The 22247-nt window shown below is 63.0% G+C and carries 12 protein-coding genes; 3 read left to right on the plus strand and 9 right to left on the minus strand.

From position 1 onward, the window contains the following. Positions 1–3: 3 nt before the first annotated feature. Positions 4–1131 (minus strand): LacI family DNA-binding transcriptional regulator, encoded by a 1128-nt coding sequence (locus J4G38_RS00080; protein ID WP_210520004.1) that lies wholly within the window; start codon positions 1129–1131, stop codon positions 4–6. Positions 1132–1398: 267 nt separating this feature from the next. Here J4G38_RS00080 and J4G38_RS00085 point away from each other — a divergent pair, with 267 nt between their 5' ends. The 3 genes from J4G38_RS00085 (at position 1399) to J4G38_RS00095 (ending at position 6507) form a co-directional block, all read left to right on the plus strand. Beyond that, positions 1399–2400 carry an arabinan endo-1,5-alpha-L-arabinosidase gene (locus J4G38_RS00085; protein WP_226163024.1) on the plus strand — a complete coding sequence of 334 codons (1002 nt, stop codon included), beginning with the start codon at positions 1399–1401 and terminating at the stop codon, positions 2398–2400. 122 nt (positions 2401–2522) lie between these two features. Further along, complete coding sequence (locus tag J4G38_RS00090; RefSeq protein WP_210520008.1) at positions 2523–5342, plus strand: bifunctional transaldolase/phosoglucose isomerase; 2820 nt, start codon at positions 2523–2525, stop codon at positions 5340–5342. Positions 5343–5520: 178 nt separating this feature from the next. After that, entirely contained in the window at positions 5521–6507 is a 987-nt protein-coding gene (locus J4G38_RS00095; protein WP_210520010.1) for a glycoside hydrolase family 43 protein, read from the plus strand. A gap of 38 nt (positions 6508–6545) precedes the next feature. On the opposite strand, the gene J4G38_RS00100 is transcribed toward J4G38_RS00095, so the two are convergent. From J4G38_RS00100 to J4G38_RS00135, 8 genes are all read right to left on the minus strand, one after another. Then, the gene (locus J4G38_RS00100; protein WP_210520012.1) at positions 6546–8267 is read right to left on the minus strand and encodes a GH39 family glycosyl hydrolase; all 1722 of its coding nucleotides are present in this window, start codon (positions 8265–8267) and stop codon (positions 6546–6548) included. Between the two features lie 136 nt (positions 8268–8403). Beyond that, positions 8404–12354, minus strand: coding sequence for an Ig-like domain-containing protein (locus J4G38_RS00105; protein ID WP_210520015.1), 3951 nt, complete (start codon positions 12352–12354; stop codon positions 8404–8406). A 501-nt stretch (positions 12355–12855) separates the two neighbouring features. Next, positions 12856–14916, minus strand: a complete 2061-nt coding sequence (locus J4G38_RS00110; protein ID WP_226163026.1) for a glycoside hydrolase family 127 protein — start codon at positions 14914–14916, stop codon at positions 12856–12858. Beyond that, positions 14916–16748 (minus strand): NPCBM/NEW2 domain-containing protein, encoded by a 1833-nt coding sequence (locus J4G38_RS00115; RefSeq protein ID WP_210520017.1) that lies wholly within the window; start codon positions 16746–16748, stop codon positions 14916–14918. The genes J4G38_RS00110 and J4G38_RS00115 overlap by 1 nt, the downstream gene beginning before the upstream one ends. 31 nt (positions 16749–16779) lie before the next feature. Next, a complete protein-coding gene (locus tag J4G38_RS00120; RefSeq protein ID WP_210520019.1) occupies positions 16780–17565 on the minus strand; it encodes an arabinan endo-1,5-alpha-L-arabinosidase in 786 nt (261 codons plus the stop codon). 122 nt (positions 17566–17687) lie between these two features. Then, positions 17688–19772: an alpha-L-arabinofuranosidase C-terminal domain-containing protein gene (locus J4G38_RS00125; RefSeq protein WP_210520021.1), complete on the minus strand. Its 2085-nt coding sequence runs from the start codon at positions 19770–19772 to the stop codon at positions 17688–17690. A gap of 139 nt (positions 19773–19911) precedes the next feature. Further along, a complete protein-coding gene (gene araA / locus J4G38_RS00130; protein ID WP_210520024.1) occupies positions 19912–21399 on the minus strand; it encodes an L-arabinose isomerase in 1488 nt (495 codons plus the stop codon). Between the two features lie 106 nt (positions 21400–21505). Further along, a complete protein-coding gene (locus J4G38_RS00135; protein WP_210520026.1) occupies positions 21506–22207 on the minus strand; it encodes an L-ribulose-5-phosphate 4-epimerase in 702 nt (233 codons plus the stop codon). Positions 22208–22247: the final 40 nt, after the last annotated feature.

Genomic DNA, 22247 nt, shown 5'->3' on the forward strand with positions numbered 1-22247 from the left:
CAATCAGGTGTGGTGAACCCGGCTCCGCTGTAGTTTTTTCGCGGCCGAGTTGGTTTCCGGCGACTCATCGATGCCGCTGCGCAACGAGGAGGCCCGCACGAACAGCTGCGGCTGCAACACCACCTGCCGCTGCGAAAACGGCGTTCCCTCGGCCTCCACCAGCTCCGTAAACAGGCGGAAGGCGGCCTGGCCCATTTCCTCGCAGCGCTGGTCCACGGAGGTAAGGTTGGGCTCGGCCACCAGCGTGAGGGCTTCGTTGCTGAACCCCGCCAGGGCCACATCCTGCGGCACGCGCAGGCCGCGGCTTTTCAGCAGTTGCAGCGCGCCCAGGTTGGCCGAGTCGCCGGCCGAAAACACGGCATCGGGTGGCTGGGGCAGGGCCAGGAGCCGGGCCATGCTTTCCTGGCCGCCTTCCACGGTCATGTCGCACTCAATAATCAGGCTTTCGTCGGGGGCGATGCCGTGGCTCAAAAGCGCATCCAGATAGCCCTGGCGGCGGTTTTTGTAGATGTTCAGGTGCTGCGTGCCGGCAAAGTGGGCAATGCGGCGGCAGCCCTGCTCCAGCAGGTGCCGGGTGGCCTGGTAGCCGCCGGCGTGGTCGTTCAGCACCACGGCGTTCACGTCGTCGCCGTCCAGCATCCGGTCGAAAAACACCAGCGGCACGCCGTGCTTCTTCACCTTTTCAAAGTGCCGGAAATCCATGGTAGTGCGCGAAACCGACACCAGAATGCCGGCCACCTGCGCACTGAGCAGGGTTTCCAGGTTTTTGCGCTCGTGGGCCACGTCTTCGCTCGACTGGCAGATGATGACGCTGTAGCCTGCCTTGCTGGCCGCCGTTTCGATGCCGTGCACCACCGAGGCAAAAAAGCGCCCCTCGATGTAGGGCACAATCACGCCCAGCAGCTTGCTTTTGCCCTTGCGCAGGGCTGCCGCCAGGTGGTTGGGCTGGTAGTTGAGCTTTTTGGCCAGCTTGAGCACGGCCTGTTTCGTGGCGGGCCCGATGCTGTGGTGGTCGCTCAGGGCCCGCGAAATCGTGGTCATGGACACGCCCAGCTCCCGGGCCAAATCGGCCATGGAAACGGGGCTGCCGGCCGGGTTTGGTTCTTTGGGTGAAGTACGGCGGGAGGCCATGGGAATTGGGCAAAAGATGCAATGTGGTACGTAAAGCTACTGCGACTTAGCAGGAAGCATTTCCTGGCGAGGCATTCTAGCGCAGGGCTTATTCCGGACAATGGCAGTTAGCACTGCGATTTTACCCATCGTATTCAGGAAAAGAAGACACAATATAAAAATTATTTACGCAAACGATTGTGAAACGCTATAACTTTACCAGCCCAGTATGTAGAGATACAACCCAACCGGTATTACACAATCGTTAATGCACGTCAGCCCATGGCCATGACCAAGCTGTTTTCCTTTTTGCTGCTGCTGTGCAGCCTGGGCGCCGCCGCCCAAACTATGCCCGCCGGCGCCGTGCCGCTGGGCGCCGTGCCGGCCCACGACCCGGTCATGATTCGGCAGGACGGCACGTATTACCTGTTCTGCACCGGCATGGGCATCGCCGTCTGGTCGTCGAAGGACCGCAAAACCTGGCAGGCCGAAAAGCCGGTGTTTGCCGCGCCGCCGGCCTGGGCGGTGGCGGCCATCCCCGGCTTCAAGGGCCATATCTGGGCCCCGGATATTTCCTTTGCCAATGGCCAGTACAGCCTGTTTTATTCGGTGTCGGCGTTTGGCAAAAACACGTCGTGCATCGGGCTGGCCACTACTAAAACGCTGAATCCGGCCTCGCCCGATTTCAAGTGGACGGACCACGGCCGGGTTATCCAGTCGGTGCCGGGGCGCGATATGTGGAACGCCATCGACCCCAACCTGGCCCGCGACGCGGCCGGCGCGCCGTGGCTGGCTTTCGGCTCGTTCTGGAACGGCATCAAGCTGGTGAAGCTGCGGCCCGACCTGCTGGCGCCCGCCGAGCCCGAGCAGTGGCGCACCATCGCCCACCGCCCGCGCGACCCCAAGCTGAACGACTTGCTGCCCGGCGATGGAGCCATCGAAGGCCCGTTCATCTTCCAGAAAGGCAGTTTTTATTACCTCTTCACCTCCTTCGACTACTGCTGCCGCGGGCCCCAAAGCACGTACAAAATGATGGTGGGCCGCGCGGCCGCCATCACCGGGCCTTACGTGGACCAGGCCGGCGTGGCCCTGGACCAGGGCGGCGGCACGCTGGTGCTGGCCGGCGACAAAAACTGGTACGGCGTGGGCCACAACGCCGTCTGCACGTTTGATAAGGCGGACTACCTTGTTTTCCACGGCTACGACGCGGCCGACCGCGGCCGCCCCAAGCTGCGCATCGAGAAGCTGGCCTGGGACAAAGACGGCTGGCCAACCGTGGCCGCGCCTTAACCGTTGTAGCATTGCCGCAAGGCCGAAATTTTTTACCCCCGCTTGCGCAATTCCCCGGGTCTTGATTGAACAACAACGCGGTTCTTTCCGGACCTTTGGCGCACTAACCCAACCGCACCTGTATGAACGCACTCCTTGGAATCCGCCAGTTTGACCAGAGCCTCTGGCTAGACTTTATTAGCCGTCCGATTCTGATTGACGGCAAGTTGCAGCACCGCATCACCGACGAAGCCCTGCGCGGCGTGACGTCGAACCCGGCCATTTTTGCCAAGTCCATCGGCGATACAGCCGACTATGATTCGGCCATCAAGGCGCTGGCTTTGCAGGGCAAAACCACCGACGAAATCTACACCAGCCTGGCCGTGGCCGACGTGCAGGCCGCCACCGACCTGTTCCGGCCGCTCTATGACAGCGCCGAAGGCAGCGACGGCTACGTGAGCCTGGAAGTATCGCCCGAACTGGTGAACGACACCGAGGGCACCGTTGAGGAAGGCCTGCGCCTGTGGCACACGGTGGACCGCCCCAATGTGATGATAAAAGTGCCGGCCACGCTGGAGGGTCTGCCCGCCATCCGCCGCCTCATTTCGGAGGGCGTGAACGTGAACGTGACGCTGATTTTTGGTCTGGAGCGCTACCGCCTCGTGGCCGACGCCTTTCTGGCGGGCCTGGAGGACCGGGTGAAGGCCGGCAAATCGCTGGCCCGCATCGACTCGGTGGCCAGCTTCTTCCTCAGCCGCATTGATGTGCTGATTGACCCGATGCTGGAAAAAATTGCGGCCGAAGGCGGCGAAAACGGCGAGCTGGCGCAAAGCCTGGTGGGCGAAGTGGCCCTGGCCAGCGCCAAGCAGGCCTACCAGATGTATAAGGAGATTTTCGCGGGCCCGCGCTGGGAAGCCCTCAAAGCCAAAGGCGCCGAAACCCAGCGCCTGCTGTGGGCCAGCACCGGCAACAAAAACCCGAAGTACGACAACCTGAAATACGTCAACGGCCTCATCGGTCCGAAAACGGTGAACACCGTGCCGGTCGAAACCCTCGACCTGTTTGGCAAGGAAGGCACCGCCGCCGTTACCCTCGAAGACGGCCTCGACAAGGTGAAAGAAGTGCTGGCCGGCCTGCCCAAGCTGGGCCTGAACCTGGACGAGTTGACGCAACATCTGGAGGAAGACGGGGCCAAGAAATTCAAGGAGCCCTTCGCCAAGCTGCTGGAATCCATCGAGAAGAAGCGCACGCTGGCCGTGGCCGACACCGTGGACGATGCCAAAATGGAGCTGGGCCAGTACCAGGCCGCCGTCGATGCCAAGATTCAAGAGCTGAAAGCCCAGGATTTCGTGACCGGATTCTGGAATAAACAAGCCGATTTGTGGGTGCAGGACGCCGCCGGGCAGGACAGCATCCGCAGCTTCATGGGCTGGCTGCGCGTGGCCGAGACCATGGTGGGCGCGGTGACCGAAATCGAGCAATTCGTGCACTCGGTGAAAGCTGCCGGCTTCAAGCACGTCGTGGTGATGGGCATGGGCGGCAGCACCATGGCCCCGATTGTGTTCAAGTCCTCGTTCCCGCAGGGCGACGGTGGCCTGCCCATTTCGGTGCTCGACACCACCGACCCCGGCACGGTGCGCGCCATCGAAGCCTCGATTCCGCTGGCGGATACGCTGTTCATCGTGGCCAGCAAATCGGGCACCACGGCCGAGCCGCTGGCATTCGGCGACTATTTCTACGCCAAGGTGAAGGAAATCAAGGGCGAGAACGCCGGCGAAAATTTCGTGGCCATTACCGACCCCGGCTCCAAGTTCGTGACCGACGCCACGGCCGCCAAGTACCGCCACATCTTCCTGAACTTCCCCGAAGTGGGCGGCCGCTTCTCGGCCCTCACCTACTTCGGCCTGGTGCCGGCGGCCCTCTACGGCCTGCCCATCGGCGAGATTCTGGAACGCGCCATTTTGATGATGCGCGCCTGTGGGGCCTACGGCCCGACTGATAAAAACCCCGGCCTGGAATTCGGCGCGGCGCTGGGCGTGCTCGCCCAGCAGGGCCACGACAAGCTGACCATCGTAGTGCCCGACGCCCTGCACGACCTGGGCCTGTGGCTGGAACAGCTCATCGCCGAAAGCACCGGCAAGGAAGGCAAGGGCATTTTGCCCGTGGCCGGCGAGCCGCTGGGCGACCCGGGCATCTACGGCGCGGACCGCGTGTTTGTGTACGTGGGCTTCAAGAACCAAGCCGACGAGGCCAACGCCAGCAAGCTGGAAGCCCTGAAGCAGGCCGGCCATCCGGTCATCACGCTGCTGATGAACGGTGCCTTCGACCTCGGCCAGGAGTTCTTCCGCTGGGAGATGGCCACGGCCGTGGCCGGCGCGGTGTTCGGCATCAACCCCTTCGACCAGCCCAACGTGCAGGCCGCCAAAACGGCTACCGATAAGCTGATGAAGGCCGTGGAAGCCGATGGCAAACTGCCTGAAGGCGACCAGCCCGCCGCCAGCGAAAACGGCGTGGACTACTACACCACCGCCCACGGCGAAGGCGCGGCCGGCGTGCTGAAGGCCTTTTTCGCCCAGGCCAGGCCCGGCAACTTTATGTGTCTGCAAGCCTACCTCACCGAGACGCCCGCTGTGAGCGCCAGCCTGCTGGAGCTGCGCCAGCGCGTGCAACAGGCGCTGCACATTGCCACCACGTCGGGCTACGGGCCGCGCTTCCTGCACAGCACCGGCCAGTACCACAAGGGCGGCCCGAATACCGGTCTGTTCGTGCAGTTTACCGATGATAATCCGCAGGATTTGGCTCTCCCCGGCCGCTCCTACACCTTCGGCACCTTCAAGAATGCCCAGGCCCTGGGCGACTTGCAGGCCCTGCACGACAACGGCCGCCGCACCCTGCGCGTGAACCTCGGCAACGACGCCGAGGCGGGGCTGAAGACGCTGCTGGCGGCGCTGGAGCTGAAGTAGCCTGTTTAGGGAGTTCTTCCAGCACGTCATGCTGAGCGGAGCCGAAGCATCTCTGCCGTGTAAGTAATTAGGTTTACTGTTGCGGTAGAGATGCTTCGGCTCCGCTCAGCATGACGTTCTTTTTTGCTCCTTTGCCCCCTTTCTAACGAGCAAACCCACCATCTCAAACCTGTATTTTATGCCCCAATTACACAATCGTTTGTGCGGCGTTCTGGCGCTACTCAGCGTCTCCTCTGCGGCGCTGGCCCAAACTGTGCCCGCGCCCACTCCCACCCCAGCCGGCAACCCCATCATCCGGGCCAAATTCACGGCCGACCCCAGCGCCATGGTGCAGAAGGGCACCGTGTATCTCTACACCGGCCACGACGAGGCCCCCGCCCGCCAGGAGCGCTACGTGATGCACGAGTGGCTGTGCTTTTCCTCGACCGATATGGTGAACTGGACCGAGCACCCGGTACCGCTCAAGGTGTCGGATTTTGCCTGGGCCAAGGACGATGCCTGGGCTTCGCAGGTGATTGCGCGCAACGGCAAGTTCTACTGGTACGCGGCCGTGGAGCACGGCAGCATCCACGGCAAAGCCATCGGCGTGGCGGTGGCGGACAGCCCGACCGGGCCGTTTAAGGACGCACGGGGCTCGGCGCTGATTACGCCCGATTCGACGCCCGACGACAAAATCAGCTGGGCCGATATCGACCCGACGGTTTTCATCGACAGCAAGGGCCAGGGCTACCTGTTCTGGGGCAATACCACCTGCTACTACGCCAAGCTCAAGTCCAGCATGACGGAGCTGGACGGCCCCATCCAAACCGTAAAAGGGCTGCCACGCTACACCGAGGCCCCGTGGGTGCACGAGCACAACGGCTGGTACTACCTGAGCTACGCCTCGGAGTTCCCCGAAAAAATAGTGTACGCCATGAGCCGCAGCCTCGAAGGGCCGTGGGAATACAAGGGCATTCTGAACGAGCTGGCCGGCAATTCCAACACCAACCACCAGGCCATCATCGACTTCAAAGGCCAGTCCTACTTCATCTACCACAACGGCGGCGCCAACGCCGACGGCGGCAGCTTCCACCGCTCGGTGTGCATCGACAACCTGTATTACAACAAGGACGGCACCATGAAGCGCGTGGTGATGACCACGGAAGGCGTGCAGGCGGCGAAGTAGAGACGCAACTATGCGTCTCTACAGCGTTTTGACGTCAGCTACCAGCTCAGCCGCAACAGCGACACGCCCTGGCGCGGCAGCGTGAAATGCAGCACGGCCTGGCCGTTTTTGGTCGTCACCGGGCTTGGTAAATTCAGCAATGCCAGTTGCCCGGCCTGCTCCAGGGTGGTACGCTGAGCGGCCGTGGGCTGCGCGGGCGAGCCCATCAGTTGCCAGGCGGTGCAGGAGTTGCTGTGGTCGTGGTCGATGCGGAAGTGCTGCAATTCAGGGCTGGCGGCGGGCAGGCCTTGCAGGGTGATTTCAACGTCGCTGGCAGCGGCCGGCAGGTCGTCATTCTGGTAGTTCCAGACCAGCACGGCGGCGGTGTGGGCCCTGACATCGACGGTGGCCAGGGCGCTGATGTCGGCGCGCTGGGTCTGGGCCTGGTCGTGGATATCGGCCTGGGTGAGGGCCGTGGCGTTGGTGACGGCCACGCGCCGGCCGCCCATCTGGCCCAACATGCGGAATACGTTGAGCACGGGCTTGTCGACGCCGTTGGTGGCGAGGTCGCGGAAGCCGGCAAACCAGGGCTGGTCCTCGAACTCGAACGACCAGCTTACGGCGCCTTCCAGGTTCACCTGGTAGCGGTCGGCCAGCTCGTAGAGGCGGGCGTAGGCCGCAGCCGTGTAGCTGGAGTACATGGTGCCGTTGCGGTAGGCGTTTTCGGGGTTGGTTTGCATGCCGCAGGCAGCGCAGCCTTCCGGGTCGCACTCGCCGATGATGACGGGCAACTTGCTGAACTGCGGGAACGAGGCCACGATTTTGAAGCCTTCGGTGATGTCGTCGAGCTGCACGCCCATGTTCATGCGGACGTGGCCGTTCACCACTTTGGGCGCGCCCTTGGCGTGGAAGGAGATGAAATCGAGCCGGGTGCCGGTTTTGCCAGTCACGTAGTTTTTACCGGTGGCGCAGTGCTGCAGGAAGCCGCGCAGGTAGTCGGCGGCCTTGTCCCAGCGCGGGCCGGTGGTTTCGGGGCCGCCGAGGATGGCGGCGGGCAGGGCGCGGTGCACGGCGGCTTCGGAGTAGTCGTAGAGCTGGTTATACTCCTCGGGCGTGCCCTTCCAGTAGCTGATGTTGGGCTCGTTCCAGAGCTCCCAGCGCCAGGTTTTCACTTCGGCGGCGCCGTAGCGGGCCACGCTGTGCTGCACCCATTGGTACACCAGCTCGCCCCACTTCTGGTAGTCCCTGGGCGGGTAGGCCCAGCCGGTATAAATCGATTCGTAGGGCTGACCGGGCTTCCAGTAGTGGCGGTAGGGCGCGGGGTGCGTCGACAGGGCCTCGGGCATGAAACCCAGCTGGGCAATGGGCTTCATGTGCCGCTTGATGTAGGCATCGAAAATCTGGTCCACGATTTTCCAGTTGTACACCGGCTGGCCGTTTTTGTCCTCGGTGTAGGCGTTGGTCGAGCCCCATTTCAGCGCCGCGATGCCGTCGCCGGTCGTCAGCATGTTGTGAGCCCGCACATACACCGGGCCGGGGCTGAGGGCAGCCAGCTCAGTGAGCAGCTTCTGGCCGTCCTTCATGGTGGTGTAGTTCGGCTCATCGTAGCCGAAATAGGCCCACAGCGGCTGCATAGGGCCTTTCGGCTTTGCAAAATCCACGGTGATGGCCACGGGCGCGGTTTGGGCTGTCGCGTTGGCAATGGGACCCACAAAAGCCAGCAGAAGCGCGCCGAACAGCGCTAAGCAGCCCCTTGTGATTGGGAAGGAAAGGCGTGGCATAGCGCGCGGGATTGACAAGGCGGGAGGATTGGGTAAAGCTACTCGCCCGGCCAGCAACAAAACCGTCGATAAACCGCAAAAAAAGAAGTCCCGACGGGCGAGTCGGGACTTCTTACAAACCACAGCCGGGCTGGGGCTATTCCTTCACCAGGCGCTTGGCGAACTGCTGGCCCTCGGCGCCGCGCACCAGCACGATGTAGGTGCCGTTGGCCATCGATTGCAAATCGAGGGCGCTGATGCTGCCGCCGTCGCCGGTGGTTTTCAGCACTTCGCGGCCCACGTTGTCGAGCACGCGCACCTGGTAGGTGCCGGCGGGCAGCCCGCTCAGATCGAGGCTGGTGGTGGCGGTGGCGGGGTTCGGAAACAGGGCGATGGTGCCCGTGGCCTTGCCGAAGCGCACGGTTTGCACTGGCGAGAAGCTGTCCGTTTCGTCGCGGTCCACCTGGTGCAGGCGGTAGTACACCAGGCCGGGGGCTTTCGGGCCGATGTTGGCATCGGTGTAGCCGTAGGTGGTGGCGGCGGTGCTGTTGCCCTGGCCGGCCACGCGGCCCAGGTTGGTGAACGTGTGGCCGTCGAAGCTGCGCTGCACGTCGAAATAGGCATTGTTGCGCTCGCTGGCCGTGCGCCAGGTCAGCCGGGCATCCACGGCGCGCACCACTTGGGCAGTGAAGCTGACCAACTCCACCGGCAGGGGGCGGTTGTCAATGGGCATCGAGTAGGTGGCCGTGTTGTTGCTGCCCGCGCCGCTGTCGTCGGTGGCCGAGTAAGTGAACGAGCCCGTGCCCACGAAACCGGCGACGGGGTCAAAATACAGCTGGTTGGCCTGCGCCACCGGAATTACCTGCCCCGGAATAACGGGCGCGCTGTTGAAGTACAGAATGCCGGCGGCCAGGGCCGGCAGGGTCTGTATCGTGAACGAATCCAGGGACGGGCCCGCCGTTACAGTAGCGCTTAGCGGCAGAATGTTAACCGAAGGAGCCGTATTGCTAATCGTGCCGGTGGTCACGTTGTTGGCCACCAGGCCCTTGGCACAAGTGCCAAAATACAGGTCATCAAGGCCAAAGTCGTTGCCGCCGGTTTGCTTGTTCACGTCGCGAATCTCAAGGACGGCCGTGGTGTTGCTGCCCGAAAACCACAGGTCCGCGATGCGGACGTAACTGGTCGTGGCGCCAAGCGTGGTCACCGTCGAGGTCGATTTGCCGTTGATGACAAAGCCGAGCTGGGCCGGGCTAATTGGGTTGATGCCGTTGGCGTAGGCCGAGAAGCTGTAGTAGGTATTGGCCCGCACCGTGACGGTTTGCTGGTACACCACCGACAGGTTCTGCGAGCCGTTCACAATCATGAAGTTGTCGCCGGTACCGAGGCGCCCCGTGCCCGTGAAGCTGGGGTGGTAGCTGGCGGCGTCGTTGCCCACCGAGTAGAAGGCTTCGGGCACCAGCTCGTTGTTGCGGGCCGGGTCGTCGGCCACGTACCCGTAGCTGGACGTGAAGCCCGTGTTGCCGGCCGTGAAGCTGGGGTTGGCCAGCAGGTTGGTGCCCGTGCCGATGGTGCAGACCAGGTTGGCATCGTACACGTTCAGGCTCACCGTTGCAATGTTGGAGCAGGCCGGGGTAGATGTCGGCACGCACACCTGGTACGTGAAGCTGTCGGGGCCCAGGTAGCCGCTGGTGGGCGTGTAGCTGTAGCTGCCGTCGGCATTGAAAGTCAAGGCGCCTTGAGTTGGTCCGGTGAGCAATGTGGCAGTGAAGCCACTGTTGGCCAGGTTGCCGGGGTTGGCATCGTTGAGAATAACGTTGCCCGACTTGGTGGCATTGCCGGGCACCTCGTTGCTGTCGTCGTTGGTCACAAAGAAGTTGCCCGGTGTCACGGTCACGCCCAGCGTAAACTGGTCGGTGGCGGCGTTAGCGCCCTGGTTGGTGCTCGTGCCCACGGTGCTCACCAGCGAATTTGCGCCCTGCGTGGCGGGCGAAGTAAAGCCGAAGGTATAGGTGTTCGTGGTGCCGCTGTTCAGCACCGACACCGTTCCAAAGTTGATGGTGTTGGTGGCGCTATTGTACGAAGCCGTGGCTGGCAGCGCGGCTTGCCGGGCGGCGGTCATGCTGGCGCCGGTGGGCAGGCGCACCGTCTGGGTTACCTGCGTGGCGGCCTGCGGGCCGTTGTTGGTGAACGTGACCGTGAACGTGCCCGACGACACGCCCGCGCCCAGCGTGGTGGGCCCGCTCAAATAAGTCGTCACGTCGGCCACCGGGCCCACCACCGGAATGGTGTACGTGGCCGGCAGGTTGGAAGCAATGCCGGCATTGTTCACCGCGAAGAAGAGGAAGGTGGCGTTGCCGGAAAAAGCCGGAGCGGGGTCGAAGTTGAGCGTGGCGGCTTCGGCGGCCGTCAGGACCTGGCCCACAGTTACGGGGTCAACGTCCACGTACAGAACGCCGCTGGCAGCCGGGGGCAGGCTGCTCACCACGTAGCCCGTGACCGTGCCGCCGGCATTGGGGTCGGTGCCGGCCAGCGCCAGAATGGCCGTGGGGCCGTTGGTGCTCGGCATGGCCGGCGCGTTGGTAACGGCGGTAGCCACGGGCGGCAGGGCGCTGGGCCCGGCGCACAGCGCGGCATTGGGCACAATGCGGCGGCTAATGCCCGTGCCGGCCGTGCTGCTGTATTCCAGGAGGAGTGTATTGCCGCCAACGCTTTCGCCGTAGTACACCAGAATATTGTGCAGGCCCGCCGAAAGCGTCACCGTGGCCTGCACCGTGTTCGGGCCGTGCGCGCCGCCGTTGTTGATGGTGGCGTTGGCCGTGGTTGGGGCGAAAGCCACCCCGTCGAGCCACAGGTACGAAGCATCGTCGGAGGTCAGGTAGAAGATGTAGGCGCCGGCCGTCGGGATGTACACGCTGCCGCGGTGCCGGGTCGAAAACAGGTCCGGGTCGGTGGCGCTGGCCCCAACCGTTGCAGGCGGGATAATCGGGCCCCAGCCGTCAGCGGCCGTGGTGGTGCTGGTGGCAAAGTTCAGCTGCGGGTCGATGCGCGTCAGGCCCGAGGCAGTGCTGCCGAAAAAGGCTAAGTTGTCGTTGAAATAGCCGGGGTAATAATCAGCCGACAAGCCGCTCGACGAAGGCCCGCCGCCATACGCCGGGCCGCAGCCCGTGGGAGCGGCCGGGGCCACCAGCGGAAGGGTGTACGTGGCCGTGTTGGCGCTGAAGTTGCCGTTGCTGTCGGTCGCGCCGTAGGTAAACGTTACGTTCTGGGTAGTGCTGCCCGCCGGCGAGTAGTACAGCTGGCTGGCCTGCGCGGTGGTCAGGACCTGGCCAACCGCTAGGGCGCTGCCCGTGCTGCCAATGCGCAGCGCACCCACCGTGGGCACCGAAATGAGCGTGAAAGCCGCCACCGTGGCGCCGGCCGGCCCGGCAATGGTGGCGCTCAGCGGGCTGATGGCCGTGGCATTGATGGTAGCCGACGTGCTGATGCTGGCCGTGGTCACGGGGTTCACCGTGAGCTGGGCGTTGGCCACCAGCGCCGTCAGGGACACGTCATCAAGGCCGAAGGCGTTGCCGTTGCCATCCAGGTTCAGGTCGCGCAGCCGCAGCGTAAGCTGCGTGCCGGCGCCGGGGTTCACCGTCACGGTATTGAGCTGCCAGTTGCCGCCGTCGGTGGGGTTGGTGAACGCCGGACCAACGTCCACGCCGTTGGCCGACACCTGAATGCTGGCCTTGCTCGGGGGGTAAGCATTCAGCAGCCAGAACGAGAATTTATAGGGCTGGTTGGCTTGCAGGCCCGTCAAGGTTTGCTCCCACGCGATGATGGGCGTGGTGGCCGCATTCACTATCATGTACGGGCCGGTGCCGGTGGTGTGGTCGCCGTAGCTGGCCGGGAAGGTTGGGTTGAAAGCCCGGTTATCGGTCCCGATGGTGTACGAGCCCGCGCCGGGGTCGGTGCCGGGCGGCGTCACGTAGAGATAGGCGGAGGTGAAGCCGGTGTTGCCGGCCCCAAAGCTGGGGTTGGCTACCAAATTTTGGGCCGCGGCAGGGGCACCAATGAGCAGCGCAGCCAGCAGCAGCACCCAAAGGTGGTAGAATACACGTTGTGTCATAATGGGGAGAAGAATGAGATGGATATGGATGTGGAAGCCGCTTCACCTGAAACCGAAAGGCAATACTTGTTAAGTTTATATTACCAATAGCAGCTTGGTTAGGCGCGAAAACGCTTAGCAGCTCATTTTGTATAAGTATTATACAAGGTAATAAGCTGATTTAATACAAAGTAAGTCAAGAACGGCTAATCACAAACTCGTTGCACATTCCAGCGAGCAGATTAACGGCATCAGGTGTATATGATAAAAATCCAAAATCAACGCATTAGCTAATAACAAAACTGCTCTGTCCTACCGCCGCATATTTCCCTCTATCAGCCCAGAACAGCCTTCTGGAGTCTGTGCATTGCAGGCAAGCCCCGCAGCAGTGCCCTGTGGCGCTGCGCTGAATGGTTACCCCGCTCAGAAGCTGCCCGGCCAAACGCGCGGGCATAGCAATGCCCTTCGGCCCGGTCAAAGCGAAACCGGGCCAAAGGGCACAACAAACAACTTCTGGAGCTGCTACTTCGGCAGCGTTACTTCCGTGGCGGGCGGCTGGCTGAGCAGGTCCACATCGGTGATGCGCTCGGGGAACCAGACGGTCATTTCGCCCTTGCCGCGGTTGGCCCAGGCGTAGTACGGGATGGCCGTGAGCGTCTGGGGCACGGTGCGAATGGCGGTGGCGCTGGCGTCCACTTCCACGGCGGGCACCTGGGCCGTCAGGGTCATCACGCCGTTCAGCAAACCGGGCTGGTAGGTGGCGGTGAAGGCCGTATTAGCCGGCACAATGAGGTTGCTGGTTTTGCCCTTGTTGTCCGTCCACTCGGCGCAATAGATGACCGGGCCGCGCTGCAAGGCCACTTTGCCGAGGTCGTCTTTCACCTTGGCGTTGGCCAGCACGCGGCGTACTTCCATGGGCAAAGTCAGGTCGATTACGTCGCCTTTATGCCATTTGCGGGCCAGCACGGCGTAGCCGTTGCGCAGGGTGTAGGCCACCGGCTTGCCGTTGATTTTGAGCGTGGCCGCCTGGCCGGACGGCGCGGCAAACGTGTACAGATTCGAGGGCATGGCCTCGTTGCGGGCCCAGCCGGGGATGCGCACCAGCATGGTGAAATCGGTAGCAGTAGCGGGGTTCACGGTGAATTTCAGGCCGCCGTCCCAGGGGTAATTGTTCTGCTGGGTGATGCTGACTTTCTGTTTGCCGATGCTCAAATCGGTGCGGCCGCTCACGAAGAGGTTGACGTACAAATCCTGGTCCTTCCGGGCGTAGACGTAGCCGGGCAGCGCGGGCATGAGCCGGGCCAGGTTGGTGGGGCAGCACGAGCATTCAAACCAGCCCGCCCGCGCCGGCTCGGTTTGCGGGAAGCTGGCGCTGCTCTTAATCTGCATGGCGTTCGAGTAGAAAAAAGTCTTGCCGTCGAGGCCCACGCCGGAAATCAGGCCGTTGTAGAGCACCTTTTCCATCACGTCCACATACTTCGCATCGCCGTGGAGCTGGAACATGCGCTGGTTCCAGTACACGTCGGCCACCGAGGCGCAGGTTTCGTTGTAGGCCGTGGCGTTGGGCAACTCGTAGTTGGCCCCAAACCGCTCGCCGCCGGGCACCGCGCCGGTGCCGCCCGTCACGTAAAACTTCTTGGCCACCAGGTTATTCCAGATGGTATCCACGGCGGTCAGCATTTTTTTATCGCCGGTGAGGGCGGCCACGTCCGCCATTGCGGAATACAGGTATTCGGCGCGCACGGCGTGGCCTTCGGCTTCGTTCTGGGCGTACACGGGCTTGTCGTCCTGCCAGTAGGAGCCATTTCTGAAGGGGTCGCGGCTCTTGGCATCGTAGCCGGCGTACTTGCCGCGGGCCTCGATGAAAAACTTCGCCGTGCTCAGGTACTCGGGCTTGCCCGTGACGCGGTAGAGCTTCACGAGGCCCATTTCCACGATTTCGTGGCCGGGCGCGACGGTGCGCTTGCCGGGGCCGAAAACGGCGCACACCAGGTCAGCATTTTTGAGCGCGATATTGAGCAAGGTTTTCTTGCCGGTGGCTTCGTAGTGCGCCACGGCCGACTCGTAGAGATGGCCGGAATTGTAGAGCTCGTGGCTCATCTCGCGCTCGTTCACCCAGCGCTCGGGGCCGGACCACGGGTGCGGGTGCGCGGGGTCGATGGTGCGGGCGGTGTAGAGGTAGCCGTCGGGCTCCTGGGCCGCGCCCACCTTCGCAATCAGCCCGTCGATGTAGGCCTCCAGCTTGGCATCGGGGTACACGCTCAGCGAGTACGACGCGCCTTCGATGGTCTTGTAAATGTCGGTGTCATCGAAGGGAAAGGTGGTGGCAAACTTGCCGCTGTGGGCCGCCGCCATCTCGAAGTTTTTCACCCGGTTGGTGGCTTCGCACCGGGCGAAGGAGGCCGGAATGGTGACGTCGGTGTTAATTTTCAGGCGCGGCAGCCAGAAGCTGTCCGTCAGCTTCACCTTGGTGAAAGGGACGGCCTGGATGGGGTAATCGCTGCGTTGCTGGGCCGGGGCGGGCAGAGCGCTGCTCACGCCCAACACCAGCATAACATTCTTCAAATACGCCATGGCTGTCATTATTTTCTGGTAGTTGAAATCCGGTACAGGCCCGCGCCGTGTCGCCGAATATAAGGCGCAAATTCTCCCGTCAATTTACCCAAATCCCGGCCCGTCCACAGGTCCTGCACGGTAGCCCCGGTCGTAATTCCCAGCTCCTTCAGCGGCACCGGCACGCGCACCGAATCAGCGGGCGCGGGCTGGAACGGGCTTTTGGTGAAGACCAGGAAATTGAGGGTGCCGCCGGCGTTCTGGGCCGCTCCGGCCTGGTCGAGGCCCACCGAGGTAGTGAAGCGCGTGTAGCCGGCCGGTAGGTCGTACTCAATGATGGAGTTGGCGTGCGTGCCGATGCCGGTTTCGTATTTCCGGCCCGCCACCAGCAGCGGCGCGCCCGATACGCTTTTGTCCACCGTCGGCTTGCCCCAGCCGGCGCCGGCGCTGCGCCATGGCAGCGTGGTGAGCGGCACTACTTTTTCGCGACTGCTAAGGGTGGGGTCCAGCCAGTCGGCGTGGTCCCAGGCGGTGCCGTCGCCGCCGTTGCGCACGTTCAGGTAGAGCTTGGTGGCGCCGGTGATGTTGACCTCGGCAGTCTGACTTGATGTTTGACGATTTATCAGCCCACTAGCCCAGGCAGCGGCGCTTTCGGGCACCAGTTCCTGGTCCTGGGCGTTGAAAAGAGCCAGAAATTTGTCGCCGGTGGCGGGGTCGTCGGCGGTCCAGGCCACAAGGTCGCCGTGGCGGAAAAGCTGGCGGTTGCAGATGCTGTGGCGGTTCACGGCCAGCACGTTTTTGTTGGTCAATAAAGCCAGCGTGGCGGCGCTGGTGCTGGGCAGGTCGCCGCCGAACATCAGCGGGGAGCGGAAGATGCTCCAGAGCGTCATCAGCGTGCGCTGCTCGTCGGGGTTGAAGCGGGTTTGGCGGTCGTCGCCCCGCTCGGCGCGGATGCCCAGGCGGCCCAGCGGCAGCATGTCCGCATCGGGAAAAGCACCGGGCTGGATGTAGGGCGCCCAGCGGTTGCAGACCTCGAAATGCTCCTTCAGCTGCTCCCAGCTATCCCAGAAGTCGCCCACGGTGCGCCACATATTGGCGTGGGCCGCCACGTGCGCGGCTTCCGCAATCGGCGTTTCGCCGGGCGAGGTGCTGAATACAATCCGGCGGCCCGACTTGTCAATGGCCCGCCGAATCATCTCGACTTCCGGCTTATGGTAAGGCTCCGAAAGGTCATCGACTTTCACGAAATCCAGCCCCCACGAGGCGTAGAGCTTGAACAGCGAATCGTAGTATTCCTGCGCGCCGGGACCGGCTTTCACGGTGTACATATCGTGCAGCCAGCGGGCCTGGCCCTCCTTCGAGTAAATGTCGGCCGCCGTGAGCTTGGTGCCGAGGATGGGCAGCCGGCGCTGCACCGCCATCACCGGCACGCCGCGCATGATGTGAATGCCAAATTTCAGCCCCTTCGCGTGCAGATAGTCAGCCAGCGGCTTGAAGCCCTTGCCGCCCGCCGCCGATGGAAACCGGTTCACCGCCGGGATGAAGCGGCCATAAGCATCAAGGTTGAAATCGGGGTTTTTCTCGTTGTAGCCGTGGGCCGTGTCGTTGCCCACGTACCAGCGAATATCCACCACCACGTACTCCCAGCCGCTGCTTTTGAGGTTTTTGGCCATATAGTCGGCATTAGCCTTCACCTCGGCTTCGGCCACGGTGGGGCCGTAGCAGTCCCAGCTGTTCCAGCCCATGGGCGGCGTGGCGGCCCACCGGTGGAAGTCGGTTTGGGGGGCGGCTTTTTGGGCCAAGGCGGGGCCGGCCGTTACGCACAGCAACCCCACCAGCACCGATTTATGTAGTTTATTCATAGCAAAACGAAGCAGCCAGGCAGCGCCGAAACTACAGCGTGAGCAGCTTACGCGTGGCCACACCGTCGGCCGTGGCAATGCGCACCACGTACGCGCCCGCGCAGCAAACGCCCTTGTTATAGAACAGGTAGTAGTAGCCGCCGTGCGGCATCATGTACGAAGCCTCGTTTTCGCAGTAGGGGCTGGCGCCGGCCACGTTTTTGAGCACGGAATTGCCGGTGCGCTTGCCGGTGGCAGAGTCAATCCGGGCCATCCAGATGCCGGTGAGATGCGAGCCGAAGGTCATCCAGTAGTTGCCGTTGGCGCCGGCAAACACGTCGGGGTCGATGCAACCATAGGCCGTGCTGTTGTCGGAATACACCACCATGCCCTGGTCGGTCCAGGTGGCGAGGTCGGGGCTGGTGGCCACGCCGATGGCGCTGGCCCGTCCGCCCAGCGAGCAGGAGTAGTACATGTAGTAGCGCCCGTTCATAAACACGCACTCCGGGGCCCAGAAATTGCCGCCGAAACCGGGCACGTAGGTATTCACCCAGCCCGGAAAGCTGCCGGCCGCAAACACGGTGGGCGCCGCCGTCCAGTTCACCAAATCGGTGCTGATGATGTGGTAAATCTGGTTGCCCGTGGTCCAGACGTGGTACACGCCGTTGCGCTTCACGATGGTGGACGGGTCGTGCGCGCCCCAGGCCCCTTGCAAGGCCCGCGCCGGCGTCAGCGAGCCCACCAGCAGCGCCAGCGCCAGCAGCCGGCCGGCCCAGCGGGCAGGCTTAAAGTCCCGGCCCGGCCGCTGCGCCAAAGCGGCAATAGAACGGGTTACCACGGAAGTAAAAGCATTATCCATGAGCTATTTCTGATTCAAACTGAAAACCAATACAATGCACTAACACAAACGATTGTGTTAAGCCACCCCAAAAAGGGGAACAGCCGGCCACTCCCTCCTGCTTAGCGCCTGGCTTTCACCCGCAACACCGTGAAGGAATTGGGGGCCAGCGTGTAGCTCACCGCCGAGCCGGCCACGGGAAACGTCGAGTCCTGCGGCGTCAGCTTCCTGGGTTCCTGCAGGCTGTTCTGGGTGTCCAAATCGGCGCTGGCCATGGTTTGGGCGCGGCCGGTTTTGGCCACGCCTTTGGCCCCGGCCAGGTTGATTTTTACGGCGCGGGGCGCGGGGGAGTAGTTCACCAGCTTCACCACGATGTCGCCGGCCGCATCGTCGGCCACGGCGCTGGCGAAGAGGTTGTCGCTGCCGTTTTTGGCGTTGCCGGGCAGCTGCACGGGCAGCATGATGGTGCCCTTGTTCTGGCTGAAAAGCTGCTGCACGTAATAATCTACCGTGCCATAGGAGCTCAGGTTATCGAACCAAATCAGGTTCGGGGTCCACTGCCAGGCATCGACGTGGGCCAGCATGGGCGCGTAGGAGGCCATGGCCACCACGTCGGCGTTGCGCTCCAGGCCGGTCATAAACGCGGCTTCCGAGATGGCGCAATCCCAGGTGTTCTTGTTGTCGGGGCTGGCGATGGCCACGCTTTGGGCGGCGTACTCACCGGCGAAAATTTTGGAGCCGGTGCGGGGGTAATTGTCGTAGCGGCCCACATTCTGGCGGAACCAGTCGGGCTTGGCATAGTAGTGCTCGTCGATGTACTCGGCCTTCAGCCCGCGCAGCTTCAGCGTGGCTTTGTCGAACAGCTCGCCGGACGGGGACGGCCCGGCGCTGCTCACAATCTGCATGTTGGGGTACTTCGCCTTCAGCGCCCTGGCAAACGGCTCGTAGCGCTCCAGGTACTGCTGCCCCCACTGCTCGTTGCCAATGCCAATCATCTTGAGGTTGAAGGGTGCGGGATGGCCCATGGCCACGCGCCTGGCGCCCCAGGGGCTGCTGGCCGGGCCGTTGGCAAATTCCACGAGGTCCAGTGCGTCCTGGATGAAGGTGTCGAGCGTGGGCTCGTCGCCCGCTCCGGCCGCGTTCGGGCCCTTGGCCGCGCTGCTAATCGGGGCCAGCTCGGCCGAGTTGAACTGGCAGGCCATGCCCACGTTCAGAATCGGCAGGGGCTCGGCCCCAATGTCCTCCGAAAGCTGGAAATATTCGAAGAAGCCCAGCCCGAACGACTGGTAGTAATCAGGCGTATAGCGGTGCTTGAACTCCTTGTTCCAGCGGTTAATCATGGGCTTGCGCGCGGCCACGTCGCCAATGGTTTCCTTCCACTGGTAGCGGTTGTCGAGCGTGATGCCCTCCACGATGCAGCCGCCGGGGAAGCGCAGGAAGCCCGGCTTCATGTCCTTGAGCAGCTGCACGAGGTCGGGCCGCAGGCCGTTTTCGCGCTTCATGTACGTGTCCTTCGGGAAGAGCGATACCACGTCGATATCGGCCGTGCCGGCCCCATCGAGCACGATTTTGAGGCGGCCATGGGCGGCCGTGGCCGTGGGCTTCAGCACCACCGAATACTTCTTCCACTCGCCGGTGAGGCCCGTGATTTGGGCCTGGGCCAGGGTGCGGCCCGAGCCGGGCGTTTCGGGGCCGTTGCCCCGGCCGGGCTCTTCCAGCGTCACGGCCAGGCCGTTCACGCTGCCAGGGCCGCGCCGGGCATACATCGAAAACGTGTATTCCGCGCCTTCTTTCACGCCCATGCCCCGGAAGCCCTCGTTCACAAAGCCCGCATCGGGGCCGGCCGTTTTGGCGCTCAGGCGCAGGAAGTGGTTGTTGGCATTGCTGATGGGCTGGTCGCTCGACACGACATAGCTTTCCAGCCCGGCCGCGCCCCGAATGGCCTTCCAGCCAATGAGATGGTCGTCGGTTTCGAAGGACTTGTTCTTCACCAGCTCAGGGTACAGCCCGCCGTCGGCCGCAAAGTTGATATCCTCGAAAAACAGGCCGTACATATTTTTGGGCACGGCCGCGCCGGACTTGTTCACCTGCACGGTGAGGGTGGCGGGGGCGCCGGTTTGGGCGCGGGCCACGCCGCCCGCCAGCGCGGTGGTTAGGGCCAGGCTCGCGGCTCCAAACAGGAATCGGGATGTGGAAACGGTCATCATGGGTGGGAATTGATGAATTGTCAGAATATTATAGCTCTGCACTGGCGCGGGTTTAGCGGAGCGTAACTCGTGCCAGTCAAAGGCGCCCGTTGAACGTCGTGCTTATCTGGCATTCGCGTAGCCGAAGCATGACGTTCTGTTAACCCCGAAAAGCTACTTCGTTGTACCGCAGCTCGTTTTTGAAGGTGCGCAGCTTGGTATCAGCGTCGATAATCACGAACTCAATACCGGCTATTTCGGCAAAATCCTCCAGGTATTCGGCGGTGAGGGTTTGGCTATAGCCGGTGTGGTGGGCGCCGCCGGCCAGTATCCAGGCGGCCGCGCCGGTGGCCAGGTCGGGCTGCACTTTCCAGAGCACGCGGGCCACGGGGAGCCGGGGCAGGTCGGCGGCGGGGAGCACGGCCGTTACTTCGTTCACAATCATGCGGAAGCGGTTGCCGAGGTCCACAATGGTGGCGTTCAGGGCCGGGCCGGCGGGGCAGTTGAACACCAGGCGAGCCGGGTCGGCCTTGCCGCCGATGCCCAGGGGGTGCACTTCCACACGTACCTTGCCTTCGGCGATGCTCGGGCAGATTTCCAGCATGTGCGAGCCCAAAACCTGCTCGTTGCCGGGCTCGAAATGGTAGGTGTAGTCCTCCATGAAGGAGTTGCCGCCGGGCAGGCCCGCCCCCATCACCTTCATGGCGCGCACCAGGGCCGAGGTTTTCCAGTCGCCCTCGCCACCGAAGCCGTAGCCTTCCGCCATCAGCCGCTGCGTGGCGATGCCGGGCAGCTGTGCCAGCCCGTGCAGGTCCTCAAAGGTGTCGGTGAAGCCTTTGGCACCCTTGTCCTGCAGGAACTTGCGCATGCCGGCCTCGATGCGGGCGGCTTCGCGCAGGCTGTTGCGCTGCGCGCCGCCGGCTTTCAGGTCGTCGGCCAGCTCGTATTCCTGCTCGTAGGTGTTCAGCAGCTCGTCAATCTGGCTGGCGCTCACCTCGTTCACCACGGCCACCAAATCGCCGATGCCGTAGGTGTTCACTTCGTAGCCAAACTTGATTTCGGCTTCCACTTTGTCGCCTTCGGTCACGGCCACGTAGCGCATGTTGTCGCCGAAGCGGACAAATTTTGCGCCCTGCCAGTCGGCCCAGGCCGAGGCCACGCGGCTCCAGATGCTGAGGCGCTCGTGCACCGCCGCGCTCTGCCAGTGGCCCACAATTACCTTGCGCCGGAGGCGCATCCGGGCGCCGATGAAGCCAAACTCCCGGTCGCCGTGCGCCGATTGGTTGGTGTTCATGAAGTCCATGTCGATGTCGGCCCACGGAATGTCGCGGTTGAACTGCGTGTGCAAATGCGCCAGCGGCTTTTGCAGGATTTTCAGGCCGTTAATCCACATTTTCGCGGGCGAAAACGTGTGCATCCAGGCAATCAGGCCCACACAGTTTTCGGTGGTATTGGCTTCCTGCATGAGCTTGTAAATCTCCTGCGGGGTTTTCAGAATGGGCTTGTAGACGATTTTGATGGGCAGCTTGGTGCCCAGCTCTTTGGCGATTCCCTGCGAGTGGCGGGCCACTTCTTCGAGGGTTTCGGGGCCGTAAAGGTGCTGGGTGCCGGTGATGAACCAGGCTTCGTAATGGGTGAGGTCAATCATGAGGAGCAGCGCGGACTCTGTAGTCCGCGCGTAAGGTGGAGTTAAGGAAACGGCCGGGGCGGCCGGGGTATGCGGGCAACGCGCGGACTACAAAGTCCGCGCTACATCACGACTGCCCGTAGTAAGATGCGGCGCCGTGCTTGCGCTCGTAGTGCTTGCGAATCAGGGCCTCTTTCAGGCGCGGCACTCCCGGCCGCAACGTGCAGCTGAGATAGGCCATGCGGGCTATTTCCTCGAGTACGGCGCTGTTGTACACGGCTTTTTCCACGGTTTTGCCCCAGGTGAAGGGCGCGTGGTTGGCCAGCAGCACCATTTCCACTTCCGTGGGCGAGAGGCCGCGGCGCTGGAATTCGTTCATTATTTGCCAGCCGGTCTGGTGCTCGTAGTCGCCGGCAATCATGGCGTCGTCCATCGGCGGGGCGCAGGGCACGTCGGCGGTAAGGTGGTCGGCGTGGGTGGTGCCGAGGATGGGAATATCGAGCTGGGCCTGGGCCCAGGCGGTGGCGTAGGTGCTGTGCGTGTGCACGATGCCGCCGATGTGCTCCCAGTGGCTGTAGAGCACGGCGTGGGTTTTGGTATCGGACGAGGGGCGCTTCTCCCCTTCCAGCACGTTGTTGGCGAAATCGAGAATGACGATGTCCTCCGGCTTCAGCAGCTCATACGGCACGCCGCTGGGCTTGATGGCGAACACGCGCTTCTCGCGGTCCACCACGCTGGCGTTGCCGAAGGTAAAGAGCACCAGCCCTAGTTTGGGCAGCTGCATGTTGGCATCATAACACGCCTGTTTCAGGTCTTGATGTTGGCTCATTGATTTGATTACTAACCCTGAACGTCATGCTGAGCTTGCC

Source organism: Hymenobacter terricola, assembly GCF_017921975.2.
Taxonomy (GTDB): domain Bacteria; phylum Bacteroidota; class Bacteroidia; order Cytophagales; family Hymenobacteraceae; genus Hymenobacter; species Hymenobacter terricola.